The sequence below is a fragment of the Pseudomonas sp. LBUM1645 genome, from assembly GCF_059716185.1.
In genome coordinates, this window is the sequence record NZ_CP166811.1 from 4,251,727 (window position 1) to 4,265,433 (window position 13,707).

Here is a 13,707-nt window from a genome sequence, read left to right on the forward strand (position 1 = left end):
CCGGATAGAGCGCTTTCGCGAGCAAGCCCGCGAAGCCCCCTCAAATCCGGCGCAAAATTACCCGTCGATACGCGCCAGCAACACGCGCGTCACCCGCCGCTCTTCAATCGCCACCACAGTCATCCGCCAGCCTTCCCACTCATGGCTGTCACCGATCATCGGCAGGCGATCCAGCAAGCTCATCACCAGTCCGGCCAGGGTCTGATAGTCGTCGCCGGGCTCTGCCGCAAACCCGGTCCGCTGTCGCACGCGCGCCAGGTTCAACGCGCCACTGACCATGAATCCGCCCTTCTCCTCGACCACATCCGGACCCTCGATTTCGCTGGCGTCAGGCAATTCGCCAGCGATCGATTCGAGAATGTCGGTCATGGTCAACACACCGACGAAGTCACCGAACTCATTGACCACAAACGCAATGTGCGTCGAGGCTTTGCGCATCTGCTCCAGGGCATTGAGGATCGAGTAACTGTCCAGCAAGTTGATGGTCTTGCGCGCCAAATGCTCAAGACCGGGCGAGTTGCCGGCCAGGTACTCCTTGAGCAACTCCTTCTTGTGCACGAAGCCCAGCGGCTCATCCACTGCGCCATTGCGAATCAGCGGCAGGCGCGAATAGGACGAATGCATCAGGCGTGTACGAATGGCGTCGGCATCGTCGGACAGATCGATGTGATCGACATCGGCGCGCACGGTCATCAAAGTGCGGATCGGCCGCTCGGCGAGTTGCAGCACACCGCTGATCATCACTCGCTCGCGACGGTCGAACAGTTCGGCGCTCGGTGCTTCACCGTTGTCCAGCATGTCGGCAATCTCCTCGCCGACCTCCTCCACCGCCAGCTTGCGGCCACCGAGCAAACGCATCACGGCGTGGGCCGTGCGTTCACGCATCGGTCGCAGGCCCTGCAAGGATTTTTTGCGGCGAGCCCGGGCGATCTGGTTGAAGATCTCGATCAGGATCGAGAAACCGATGGCCGCATACAGGTAACCCTTCGGAATGTGGAACCCCAGGCCTTCAGCGGTCAGCGCGAAGCCGATCATCATCAGGAAGCCCAGACACAGCATGATCACCGTCGGGTGTTCGTTGACGAAACGGGTCAGCGGCTTGCTGGCGACGATCATCAGGCCGATGGAAATAATCACCGCGATCATCATCACCGCCAGTTCATCGACCATGCCCACAGCGGTAATCACCGCATCCAGAGAGAACACCGCATCGAGCACAACAATCTGCGCCACGATCGGCCAGAACAGCGCGTAAGCCGCGTTTGACGAGCGCTGGCCGACATGGCCTTCGAGCCGCTCATGCAATTCCATGGTGGCTTTGAACAACAGGAACACACCACCGAACAGCATGATCAGGTCGCGGCCGGAGAAGCTCTTGTCGAACACCTCGAACAGCGGCTGAGTCAGGGTGACCAACCAGGAAATACTCGCCAGCAGGCCCAGGCGCATCAGCAACGCCAGGGACAAACCGATGAGCCGCGCACGATCGCGCTGCTCGGGCGGCAGTTTGTCGGCGAGGATTGCGATAAACACCAGGTTGTCGATGCCCAGCACCAGCTCTAGCACAATCAACGTCAACAGGCCCAGCCAAGCGGTAGGGTCAGCTATCCATTCCATAAAAATGTCTCGATCTCTTCAGTGAATTCAGAATGCCGGGCACGGCAAGGCGCGGCGCGGAGGCCGTGGAACTGCAATGTAAAAGGTATTCAGAAGTCGAAAGACTGGGTGTTTCGCGTGCATCAAGACCGCGTAGTAGCGCGAGGAGAAAGGATAACCGGGAGGCTCCGAGAGGGTGTTCATGCACGTCCTGAAAGGAAAAAGGCCTTGAAGCGTACAGGTGAAAGCGACATTTCCTACAGTTGGAAATCATTACAAAATCTGTAATCAGCGATTTTTGACCTGCTCGATATACCTCGCCACCGCCGGTGATTTTTCGAATCGCCGATAGATCAACGACAACCAGGAGCTCGCCTCACACCCATTTATCGGCCGGTACAAGACACCCGGCAGACTGACATGCCCGACCACCGATTCTGGCACCACCGCCACGCCCTGCCCCAACGACACCAACGCAATGACCGCCACCAACCCACCCGGTTGCGCACCCAGTTTCGGCGCAAATCCGCCTTCGGCAGCGACTTGCAAGGTGCCGCTGATTTGCTCCGGCAGGATGAACGTCTCGTTCTGCAAATGTTCCGGACCAATCTCTGGCAATCGGCACAGCCAGGACTCGGCCGACACCGCCAGCACAAAACCTTCTGCGTCCAGGCGAATGGCATCCAGGCCTTCCGGCAAGGTCATGGGTGAGCGGACATAGCCAATATCGAAACGCCCCTCGACCACCATCACCGGCAATGACGCCATGGGACTTTCCCGTACGTTGAGGCTGACGTCTGGACACTCGCGGCTGAAGGCTTGCACCTGTTTCTGCAGCAAGCCCGAATACACCGCCGAAGCCACGTAACCCAGCTCGATATGGCCAATATCCCCGCGCCCGGCACGCTGGGCGTTGTACTGAGCGTATTCGAATTGCCGCACCGTCGCCTCGGCCTCGATCAACAGCGCGGCGCCGGCCTCGGTCAGGCTGACTTCTCGTGTCTGGCGCACGAACAATCGCGTGCCGAGTTCGTTTTCCATGTCCTGGATCTGTCGAGTCAAGGTTGGCGGTGCGATACCGAGTTGTTCGGCGGCGCGGGTGAAGTTGCCTTGCCGGGCAACGGCGAGGAAATAGCGAAAATGGCGAATATCCATCGGTGCGTTAGCTCAAAGGTAATGAAGTGACAAGGCGTACCTAACAAGGAAAGTAGCAGCCGGCGATAAGCTGCACTGACTTTCACAGTAGAGAAACGTTGCCATGCCCGTCAAACCCAAGGTGAGCCCGCGCCTGACATTACTCACAGCCTCAGGCGTTTGCTCGCTGATCGTTCTCGACACCAACATCGTCGCCGTGACGCTGCCTACGATCGCCCGCGACCTGGGCGCAAACTTTGCCGACATCGAATGGGTGGTCAGCGCTTACATGCTGGCCTTCGCCGCTCTTTTGTTGCCGGCTGGCAGCATCGCCGACCGTTTCGGCCGGCAGAAAACCCTGCTCTGCGGGTTGGCCATTTTCATCCTCGCGTCCATCGGTTGCGGTGCCGCGCCCAATGCGCTGTTCCTCGACATCGCCCGGGCGATCAAGGGTGTCGGCGCGGCCTTGCTGCTGACCTCGGCCCTCGCCTCCATCGGCCACACCTTTCACGATGAAGTGGAACGGGCCAAGGCCTGGGCGTTCTGGGGCGCGTGCATGGGGGTGGCGATGACCGCCGCGCCGACGGTCGGCGGGCTGATCACCGAATACATGGGCTGGCGCTGGATTTTCTACCTCAATTTGCCGGTGGGATTGTTCCTGATGGTGATGGTCTGGCGCGCGGTGCCGGAGTCCCGCGACACTCAGTCCGCACGCCTCGATCCCTGGGGCAGCCTGGCGTTCAGTGCGAGTTTGCTGTGCCTGATCTGGGGCCTGATCGAGGCGAACCGGATCGGCTGGAGCAACCCGCTGACCTACGCTCGGCTGATCGGTGGCGCTCTGTTGCTGGGGTTGTTCGTGGTAATTGAGCGGATGCAGCGGCGGCCGATGGTCGACCTGCAACTGTTCAAGCATCCGCGTTTCATCGGCGCGCTATTGGGCATGTTTGCCTATGCCGGTTGCGCTCAGGTGATGATGACCCTGCTGCCGTTCTACCTGCAAAACGGCCTGGGTTTCTCGGCCATCGCTTCAGGTCTGGGGATGTTGCCGTTTGCCCTGACGATGCTGATTTGCCCGCGCATCGGCGTACGTCTGGCGAGTCGATTTGCCCCCGCCACATTGATGGCCGCCGGTTTGACCCTGGTCGGCAGCGGCAACCTGCTCAGTGCCTGGGCGGTCAGCAGCGGTGGTTACCTGCCCTTCGCCTTGGCGATTGCCGTGACGGGTGCCGGTGCCGGGCTGCTCAACGGCGATACGCAAAAGAACATCATGGCTTGCGTGCCACGGGAGCGCACTGGCATGGCCTCAGGCATGAGCACCACCATGCGTTTCAGCGCAATCGTGCTGGCCATCGGCGTGTTCGGTGCGTTGCTGTCCAGCCATACCGAGCTGTTGTTGCGTACGAGCCTGACGGCACAAGGTGCGCAATGGCTCGGCCAAACCCAGGGCATCGCCTCGCGGGTGGTGGCCGGCGATATGACGGCGGCGATGGGCCTGTTGCCGGAAACCGCGCGCTCGGTGGTCGAACCGATGGCCCGGCAAGCCTTCGTCGGTGGTTTCAGCCTGCTGCTGTGGGTCGCGGGATTGTTGGCACTACTGGGTGCGCTGGTGGTGGGCACGCTGATGCGCAATCCGATCCCCGCTCCGTCGATCGCAGCTATCGGCGCGAATGCTTGAATGACGCCAGCACCCGCTCGGCATTCGCATCGCAGCCCATGCCTTCGGGTTTCGCCTGTATGTCGTCGATCACCGCCAGCAGCTTCGCCTTGCTCTGCGCCAGGTGCAGCTGCATTTCTTCGATCTGATCGACTTTGCGCTTAAGCCCCGCCAGCAGTTCGTCGTGCTTGAATTCACCGGTGATGGTGTCCGGCATCAACTGTTTCAACTCTTCCAGGCTGAACCCGGCCTGCTGGGCGCATTGGATCAGGTACAGAGTCTGCAATACCTGCTCGGGGTAATGCCGGTAGCCGTTGGCCCGACGTTCCACTTTCTGGATCAGGCCCTGGGCCTCGTAAAACCGAATACGCGACGGGTTGAAGCCACTTAACTCCGCCAATTCACCAATCTTCATCTCAGCCTCATTTGCCTGCTTGACATTAAAGTTAACTTTAAGCTTAGCCTCTACTCATCACTGATGAGGAGTCAAGCATGTCGCCCTTCCAAGTATTGAATTTGCCCAACGGCCAGACCATCGGCAACCGCATCGCCAAAGCCGCGATGGAAGAGAACCTCTCCGATACCGGGCAGGCACCCGCGGATGCCTTGTTCCGGCTGTATCAGGCGTGGGCCGAAGGCGAAACCGGACTGTTGCTGACCGGCAACGTGATGATCGACCGCCGCGCCATGACCGGTCCCGGTGGCGTGGTGCTGGAAGATGAACGGCACCTTGAACGCTTTCGCCAGTGGGCCAGCATCGGTCGGGCCGGTGGCGCGCAGTTCTGGATGCAGCTCAATCATCCCGGCCGTCAGACCATGGCCAACCTCGGCCAGCAAGCGTTGGCGCCTTCGGCGGTGGCGCTGGACCTGGGCGCGTTCTCGAAGATGTTTGCCGAGCCCAAACCCATGAGCGAGCGCGATATCGAAGACGTCATTCAACGCTTCGCCACCAGCGCGGCCCTAGCGGAAAAGGCCGGTTTCACCGGAGTGCAGATTCATGCCGCACACGGTTATCTGATCAGCCAGTTCCTCTCGCCCTTGACCAACCGCCGAACCGACCGCTGGGGCGGTTCTCTGGAGAATCGCGCGCGCCTGCTGATCAACGTGGTCAGCGCCGTGCGCAAGGCCGTGTCGCCGTCATTTTGCGTGGCGGTGAAGCTCAACTCGGCGGACTTCCAGCGCGGCGGTTTCGACGCAGACGATGCCCGGCAAGTGATTCAGTGGCTCAACGATCAACCGATCGATCTGCTGGAACTCTCCGGCGGCAGCTACGAGGCCCCGGCCATGCAAGGCGAGGCACGGGATGGTCGCACCCTGGCGCGTGAAGCGTACTTTCTGGAAATGGCCGGTGAGCTGGCCAGCGTGGCGAACATGCCGGTGATGGTGACGGGCGGGATTCGACGCCTGACGATCGTCGAACAGGTACTCGACAGCGGCATCGCCATGGCCGGGATCGGCACGGCGCTTGCGATTGAACCTCAACTGGTCAAACGCTGGCGCGAAGGCCAGAACAGTCACCCGCAACTGCCGCCGATTCTCTGGAAGCGCAAACCCCTGGCGGCACTGGCGAGCATGGCCGTCGTGAAGTTCCAGCTCAATCGCCTGAGCCGTGGGCGCAAGACCCGTCCCGATGTTTCGGCGCTATGGGCGTTGATTCTCGACCGCGTGTACATCGCCCGGCGTACTCGCCAGTACCGGCAGGCGATGGGAATGAAGTAGTCAAGTTGTCGAAGATCAAATGTGGGAGCGAGCTTGCTCGCGATGGCGCCCGGTCAGTCAATATTGATGTAGCCTGACACACCGCTATCGCGAGCAAGCTCGCTCCCACAGGAGGTGCGTCTGCCCCGCGAGCGTGTTTACCGTCCGGAAAAACGCAATCTGGACAGCTGACGCAAATCCCCGTCGAGGTAATAGTCGTCGGTCCAGCTGTCATCCGCCGCCAACGGATGGACCTGCTTGAGCGCGAGTTTTTTGGCGAAGTAGCGAAAGCGGTAATGCTCGTAGAACCGCAGCAGTTCCAGACCGTAACGGTCTGCCAGATCGGTATCACCGCGAATGATCAGGTAGTTCTCGTCATTGCCATTGCTGGCCGCGGCACTGAGGTTATGGCTGCCGCTGATGATCGTCGGCGCATCGCTGGTGAAGTCCGTCACCACGGCTTTGGTGTGCACCAGCAGGTTGCCCTTCTGGCCTTTCATGTTCTCTCTGAGCCAGCCTTCCAGCCCGGTGTTGAGTAGCGCGGTGGCGGCGAATTCGGCGGTGCGGTCGGCGTGGAAACCGGTGATGCGGCTGGCGGTGTTTTGCAGTCCGTAACGCAAAATGTCGTCGTGGGGCTGGCCGAGCAAGGCGTTCAGGATATCGTCGGACAAGGCGAACGCGGTGACGAACAGCACGTCCTTTTTCGCGGCGTTGATGATCTCCTCGAACGCTTGCAGATCCCCTTTTCCCGAGCGCGGAGAGAAACCGGCGAACATCGGCTGCAGCGAATCCATCGGATTGTTTTGGGTGATCCAGTTTCGGGTGGCGCCGACATCCGCCGGGTTTGCCCAGACCTGCTCGAAGGTGTGCAGATAGCTGGCGCTGACGCGTGCGTCGTCCAGCACATGCACCACATTGGCCTGGCGGTAAACGCCGTTGGGCGTGAAATTGGTGCTGCCGCAAAGCACCGCTTCGGGTTGACGTTGCCCCCCCGTGTCGAGCCGACTCAGCACCATGAACTTGTTGTGGAAGATATTGTGGGTGACCCGCCCGCGCTTGTTCTCTGCCGGGATTTTTTCCAGGCTAGCCTCGTTCATGGTGGTGTCCTCATCACCCGGTTGAGCGTGATACAGGACTCGAACGTTCACCCCACGTTCGAACGCGGCATTGACCGCATCGACAATGGCCTGCAATTCATACTCGTAGATGGCAATGTCCAGCGCCCACTGGCCATCCATCGCACGCTCGATAAACCCCAGCAAGCGCCCGAGCAAACCGTTTTCCAGCCATTGCCGCGGGACATCCGGCCAGGCTTCGATGGGCAGGTTCTTGTTGGCGCTGATCATCGCGTCGAGTTCGGGAAACTTGCGCTGGAACGCCTGACTGGCAGCCACCGCGCGATTGAAGATCACGCTTTGGTTATTCGGCTGACCATTGTCGGAGGTGACCGTGACTTCCAGGAATTCACCCAGTTGCAGCGCATCAACGCTGCCGTAGGCCAGGTGGATTCGGTAATGGATCGTCATCCCCGGATTGACCGCGTAATCGGCCCAGCGAAATTTCTGTAATGGCGCGATATCGCTGGGGGTCGCGTGAAACTGGGGAAACGTATGCACCTTGCCGGGGAAGGTCAGGCTGTTGAACAGGAACAGCCAGGGCTTGGGGCCTTGCTGTTTTTCGATGGCGAAACCCAATAGGCCTTTGCGGCGGTGTTCGGCCAGGTCCATGGCCAACAGCACGCCATTGGTGCCGGCGTAAGCCTTGACGCGGAAATCGTCCTGATGGTTGACGGCTAGAACGCGCATTTTTCACTCCTGTGAAGATCAAAAGATCGCAGCCTGCGGCAGCTCCTACGGGTGTACGCCATTCATTGTAGGAGCTGCCGCAGGCTGCGATCTTTTCGGCTCACGCCATATCATCGATATGTCGATAATCAGCACGCAACTCAGTCGCCAATGCCTTAGCCCGCCCAAGCCGAATCGGCCCGCGTTCGATGTCTATCAGCAGCCCCGGACAATCAAGCACGGGCAACATCGACCAGTCCTTCAATCGGCCATCGGTCACCAGCAACAAGCGCTGCTGTTCCGCCGGAAAACGCTTCTGCCTGACCGCCAGCCATCGCCCCGCCTCACCCAGCGCCGCCAGTAATGGCGTACCACCGCCCGCTCCCAGCCCATCTAACCAATTGCGTAAACCGGCGGAGGCTTTCAACCCTTGCACCTGCCATTTCGGCACATGACCACTGGCGGTGAGCAACGCCAGGCGCGCGCGCTGGCGATAGGCATCGTCGAACAGTTGCGCGAGCAAGCCCTTGGCATCGCTCAACGCCTGATGACGGCGAGTCGAAGCCGAGGCGTCGACGATCACCAACCACAGTTCGTGAGGCGAACGGGTGCGCAGGTGAAACGAGACATCGGCGCGCTGACGCGGGCGGCCGTTCAACAATGTGCCCGGCCAGTTGATCGAGCCGCTACGCGCCGCGTGACGTTTACCCTGCTTGCCATTGTCCAGCCGTCCGGCGCGGGGTCTGGCATTCGCCCCCGCATCAGATCGAGGGCGAATGCCTAGGGCTTTTTTGGCCAGCTCGGCACGTCACGTCGTGCGCCGACCGGGAGCGCCTGAGCGGGCATTTCACCCCATTGGCCCTGGCCTTCGCTCGGGTTGGAATGCTGGATAGAAGGCGGCTGACTTTGTTGCGGCGCCGGTGGCGATGGCTCGCGGCGACGATGGCGCAAGGCAAACTCGGCGACGGCGTCGATGTCTTCCTCGGCGATGGTGCTCGCCCCACGCCACGCCGCGTGGGCACGCGCCGCGCGCAACCAGACCAGATCGGCGCGCAAGCCATCGACCCCGGCAGCAAAGCAGCGCTCGGTAATCTGCGCCAGTGCATGATCGTCGAGCGGGATGCTTGCCAGCGCGCTGCGCGCTTTCTGACAACGTTCGCGCAGAGACTTCTGTTGGCTTTCCCATTCGGCGCAGAAGCTGTGGGGATCGCTGTCGAAATCCAGCCGTCGCCGGATGATCTGCCCGCGCTCGGTCGGTGCTGTGTGGCCACTGAGGGCAACGTTCAAGCCAAAACGGTCGAGCAGTTGCGGACGCAGCTCACCCTCTTCCGGGTTCATGGTGCCGATCAGCACGAACTTCGCCGAATGCCGATGGGAAATGCCGTCGCGTTCGATCAGGTTGGTGCCGCTGGCGGCCACATCCAGCAGCAGGTCCACCAGGTGATCGGGCAGCAGGTTGACTTCATCGACGTAGAGCACGCCGCCGTCGGCCTTGGCCAGTACTCCGGGGGAAAACTGTGCGCGACCCTCGCTCAGGGCGGCGTCCAGGTCGAGGGTGCCGACCAGTCGTTCTTCGGTGGCGCCGAGCGGCAATGTCACGAATTGGCCGCTGGCCAGCAAGTCCGCCAAGCCACGGGCCAGCGTTGACTTGGCCATGCCCCGGGGGCCTTCGATGAGTACGCCGCCGATTTTCGGGTCGATGGCGGTCAGGTAGAGGGCGAGTTTCAGATCGTCGGCGCCGACCACGGCGGAGAGGGGGAAATGTGGGGTGTCGGTCATGTCGGGTTTCTCATCATGGTCGGTGATTACTCTGTGGCGAGGGAGCTTGCTCCCGCTGGGCTGCGCAGCGGCCCCAAAAAATCAGATACACCACGGTTTCAGGTTTTACGACTGCTTCGCAGCCCAGCGGGAGCAAGCTCCCTCGCCACAGGTGTCCCCTGTTCTCCAGTCAACTGTCTTCTTCTATGTCGAGCAACAGACTCTCCAACGCCTCCCGATACTCACCCGGCTCCTTCCACATCCCCCGCTGCTGCGCCTCAAGCATCCGCTCAGTCATGTCACGCAACGCATGCGGATTATGCTCACGAACAAAATCCCGGGTCGCCGGATCCAGCAAATACGCATCCGCCAGCAACGCATACTGGTGATCATCGATCAGCTGCGTTGTAGCATCGAACGCAAACAGATTATCGACCGTCGCCGCCAGTTCAAACGCGCCTTTATAGCCGTGGCGTTTCACGCCATCGATCCACTTCGGATTGGCTGCCCGGGAGCGAATCACCCGGTTCAGTTCTTCCTTCAACGTGCGGATTTTCGGCAAGTCCGGCTGACTGTGATCGCCATGGTAACTGGCCGCCGCTTCGCCACTGAGGCTTTCCACGGCCGCGAGCATGCCACCCTGGAACTGGTAATAGTCGTTGGAATCGAGCAAGTCGTGTTCACGATTGTCCTGATTTTGCAGCACAGCCTGAACCTGGCTCAGACGGTGAGCGAACTGAGCTCGCGCCGCAGTGCCTTCGTCGGAGCCGCCGTAAGCGTAGCCGCCCCAGTTCAGATAAACCTCGGCCAGGTCGTCGCGACTTTGCCACAGACGACCATCGATGGCGCCCTGCACGCCTGCGCCGTAAGCACCGGGTTTGGCGCCGAAAATTCGCCAACCGGCCTGACGCTTGGCCGAGTCTTCATCCAGCCCCGTTTGCATCAATGCTTCGCGCTCGGCACGCACTTTGGCGGCCAAGGGATTGAGGTCGTCCGGCTCGTCGAGGGCGGCGACCGCTTGCACGGCGGCGTCGAACAGGCGGATCAGATTGGCAAAGGCATCGCGGAAGAATCCGGAGACGCGCAACGTCACGTCCACGCGCGGACGGTCCAGCAGACTCAACGGCAGAATTTCGAAGTCGTCGACCCGCTGACTGCCCGTGGCCCAGACCGGGCGCACGCCCATCAGCGCCATGGCCTGGGCGATGTCGTCGCCGCCGGTACGCATGGTCGCGGTGCCCCACACCGACAGACCGAGCTGGCGCAGGTGATCGCCGTGGTCTTGCAGGTGTCGTTCAAGAATCAGGTTGGCCGACTGGAAACCGATGCGCCACGCGGTGGTGGTCGGCAGGTTACGCACGTCCACCGAGTAGAAGTTGCGCCCGGTCGGCAACACGTCGAGCCGACCGCGACTCGGCGCACCGCTCGGGCCGGCCGGCACGAAGCGACCGCTGAGGGCGTCGAGCAGACCGCGCATTTCCGCCGGGCCGCAGGCGTCCAGCCTTGGCGCGACGACTTCGCGCAGGCTGTCGATGATGGCGTGCACCTCGGCCCAACCTGCCTCCTGTGGGAGCAGGCTTTTGTGGTGAGGGGATTTATCCCCGTTGGGTCGCGAAGCGGCCCCTGAAAATGGGACTGCTGCGCAGTCCAACGGGGATAAATCCCCTCGCCACAAAAGCTCGCTCCCACTGGGTTCGGGGGTGGCTAATGTGTTTGAGATCAGCTGCGTGGCAAACAGCTCCAGACGTTCGCGGGTATCACCTGCTGTGCGCCAGACTTCATCGGTGAGGGATTGCAGTTCAATCGGACGCGGCCCGGTCCAAGGTTCGGCAAGCGCACAATCCAGCGGATCGAAGCCCAACGTGAACGCCTTGGCCAAGGCCCGCAGCAGACTCGATTGCGCACCACGCCCATCGCCACGCGGAATACGCAACAACGCCAACAACGTATCGATACGCAAACGCCCGGTCGGCGATTCGCCGAAAATGTGCAGGCCGTCGCGGATCTGCGACTCTTTCAAGTCGCACAAATAGGTGTCCAGACGCGGCAACCAGATCGCTGCATCGGCATCACTGTCGAGTTTCTCGTCGAGTTGCAGTTCGCGGTCGATGTGCGTGTCACGCACCAGTTGCAGGATGTCGCGCTGCAATTCCCGGGCACGACGCGGATCGAGCATTTGCGCTTCGTAATACTCGTCGGCGAGTAATTCGAGGTTGCGCAACGGGCCGTAAGTTTCGGCGCGGGTCAGCGGCGGCATCAGGTGATCGATGATCACCGCCTGCGTACGGCGCTTGGCCTGGGCGCCCTCGCCCGGATCGTTGACGATAAACGGATAGATGTTCGGCAACGGCCCGAGCAGCGCATCTGGCCAGCAATTCTCGGACAGCCCGACGCCTTTGCCCGGCAGCCATTCGAGGTTGCCGTGCTTACCGACGTGGATCACGCCGTGGGCGCCGTAGGTGTTGCGCAACCAGAAATAGAACGCCAGATAACCGTGAGGCGGCACCAGGTCCGGATCGTGATACACCGCGCTCGGATCGACTTGGTAACCGCGCGCCGGTTGAATGCCGACGAAGGTCAGGCCAAAGCGCAGCCCGGCGATCATCATTCGGCCGCCACGGCACATCGGATCGCTTTGAGGCGTGCCCCAACGTTCCAGCACGGCTTGGCGATTGGACTCGGGCAAGGCGTTGAACATCAGCAGGTAGTCGTCCATCGACAGACTTTGCTGACACGGGCGCTGGTCGAGGGTGTCGAGGTCGTTGCTGACGCCGCCGAGCAATTGCTGGATCAACGCGGTGCCGCTGTCCGGCAACTCGGCGGGTAGCGGATAACCTTCTTTATGCAGCGCACGCAGGATGTTCAGCGCCGCGGCCGGCGTGTCGAGGCCGACACCATTACCGATACGCCCGTCACGGGTCGGGTAGTTGGCGAGGATCAGGGCGATGCGTTTTTCAGCGTTGGGCACTCGCGCCAGATCAATCCAGCGCCGCGCCAGTTCGGCGACAAAATCCATGCGTTCCGGTTGTGGTCGATAGCAGACCACATCGGATTGGCTGCGCTCGCTGCGCCAGGCCAGGTCCTTGAAGCTGATCGGTCGGCTGATGATCCGCCCGTCCAGTTCCGGCAGCGCGATGTGCATCGCCAGATCACGCGGACCGAGGCCCTGTTCGCTGGCGCGCCAACCGGGTTCGTTGTCCTGGGCGCAAATCGCCTGGATCACCGGGATGTTGCGGCGAAACGGTCGCAGGTGCGGCGCTTCGGGGCTGGATTGCGCAAAACCGGTGGTGTTAAGAATCACGCCGGCTTCGACTTCGTCCAACAGGTCCTCGACCACGGTCAGGCAGCCGGGCTCTTTCAAACTGGCCACGGCAATCGGCAAAGGGTTTAACCCTACCGCCTGCAAACGCTGGCAGAAAACATTGATGAAACCGGTGTTCGCCGCCTGCAAATGCGAGCGGTAGAACAGCACCGCCGCAACCGGTTGACCGGCCTGCCAGTCGGCTTGCCAATCCCTCAGTTCAGCGGGGCTTTTATGCGGATGGTAAATCGCCGTGCGCGGTAGGGTTTGCGGCTCGGCCCAGGCGTAGTCGCGATCCAGCCAACGATTGGCGAGGCAGTGGAAAAAATCGAGGGCATTGCTCATGCCGCCCTGACGCAGAAACTGCCAGAGGCGATCGCGGTCTTCCGCACCCACCGTGCTTAGCTCGCTGAGTTCCGGGTCCGGGCGGTCATCGCCGGGGACCAGAATCAGCTGCACGCCGCGCTCCGACAGTTGGACCAGTTGCTCGACGCCGTAACGCCAATAGGCGATGCCACCGTGCAGCGAAATCAAAATGACCTTGGCGTGGCGCAGCACTTCGTCGACATACAGGTCGACCGACGCGTGGTTCTGCACCTGCATCGGGTTGGCCAGGCGCACGCTCGGGTAATCGTCGGGCAACTGCTGCGCGGCTTCGGCGAGCAGCGCGAGGCTGGAGTCGCCGCTGCACAGGATCACCAGCTCGGCGGGGGTTTGTCCAAGGTCGGCAATGTTGTCATCCGACACGAAACCGCCGGGCTGGGTCCTGAGCAGGTGCATGG

The 13,707-nt window shown here is 61.5% G+C and carries 9 protein-coding genes; 2 read left to right on the forward strand and 7 right to left on the reverse strand.

Going from position 1 to position 13,707, the window contains the following annotated elements; genetic code table 11:
- Positions 1 to 57: 57 nt before the first annotated feature.
- Together ACA079_RS18920 and ACA079_RS18925 are read right to left on the reverse strand one after the other, a co-directional pair.
- Positions 58 to 1,617: a TerC family protein gene (locus ACA079_RS18920; protein ID WP_497700468.1), complete on the reverse strand. Its 1,560-nt coding sequence runs from the start codon at positions 1,615 to 1,617 to the stop codon at positions 58 to 60.
- 267 nt (positions 1,618 to 1,884) lie between these two features.
- Entirely contained in the window at positions 1,885 to 2,751 is an 867-nt protein-coding gene (locus ACA079_RS18925) for a LysR family transcriptional regulator (RefSeq protein WP_497700469.1), read from the reverse strand.
- Between the two features lie 103 nt (positions 2,752 to 2,854).
- Here ACA079_RS18925 and ACA079_RS18930 point away from each other — a divergent pair, with 103 nt between their 5' ends.
- The gene (locus tag ACA079_RS18930) at positions 2,855 to 4,405 is read left to right on the forward strand and encodes an MFS transporter (RefSeq protein ID WP_497700470.1); all 1,551 of its coding nucleotides are present in this window, start codon (positions 2,855 to 2,857) and stop codon (positions 4,403 to 4,405) included.
- Here ACA079_RS18930 and ACA079_RS18935 read toward each other — a convergent pair.
- Positions 4,386 to 4,799, reverse strand: coding sequence for a MerR family transcriptional regulator (locus ACA079_RS18935; protein WP_150655653.1), 414 nt, complete (start codon positions 4,797 to 4,799; stop codon positions 4,386 to 4,388). The genes ACA079_RS18930 and ACA079_RS18935 overlap by 20 nt on opposite strands.
- A gap of 77 nt (positions 4,800 to 4,876) precedes the next feature.
- Here ACA079_RS18935 and ACA079_RS18940 point away from each other — a divergent pair, with 77 nt between their 5' ends.
- On the forward strand, positions 4,877 to 6,103 hold the full coding sequence (locus ACA079_RS18940; protein ID WP_497700471.1) for an NADH:flavin oxidoreductase/NADH oxidase family protein: 1,227 nt from the start codon (positions 4,877 to 4,879) through the stop codon (positions 6,101 to 6,103).
- Between the two features lie 137 nt (positions 6,104 to 6,240).
- On the opposite strand, the gene ACA079_RS18945 is transcribed toward ACA079_RS18940, so the two are convergent.
- From ACA079_RS18945 to cobN, 4 genes are all read right to left on the reverse strand, one after another.
- Positions 6,241 to 7,887, reverse strand: coding sequence for a phospholipase D-like domain-containing protein (locus ACA079_RS18945; RefSeq protein ID WP_497700472.1), 1,647 nt, complete (start codon positions 7,885 to 7,887; stop codon positions 6,241 to 6,243).
- A 100-nt stretch (positions 7,888 to 7,987) separates the two neighbouring features.
- Complete coding sequence (locus ACA079_RS18950; RefSeq protein ID WP_497704345.1) at positions 7,988 to 8,644, reverse strand: vWA domain-containing protein; 657 nt, start codon at positions 8,642 to 8,644, stop codon at positions 7,988 to 7,990.
- 2 nt (positions 8,645 to 8,646) lie between these two features.
- Positions 8,647 to 9,645, reverse strand: coding sequence for a magnesium chelatase ATPase subunit I (locus tag ACA079_RS18955; RefSeq protein ID WP_497700473.1), 999 nt, complete (start codon positions 9,643 to 9,645; stop codon positions 8,647 to 8,649).
- 169 nt (positions 9,646 to 9,814) lie between these two features.
- Positions 9,815 to 13,705, reverse strand: coding sequence for a cobaltochelatase subunit CobN (gene cobN / locus ACA079_RS18960; RefSeq protein WP_497700474.1), 3,891 nt, complete (start codon positions 13,703 to 13,705; stop codon positions 9,815 to 9,817).
- Positions 13,706 to 13,707: the final 2 nt, after the last annotated feature.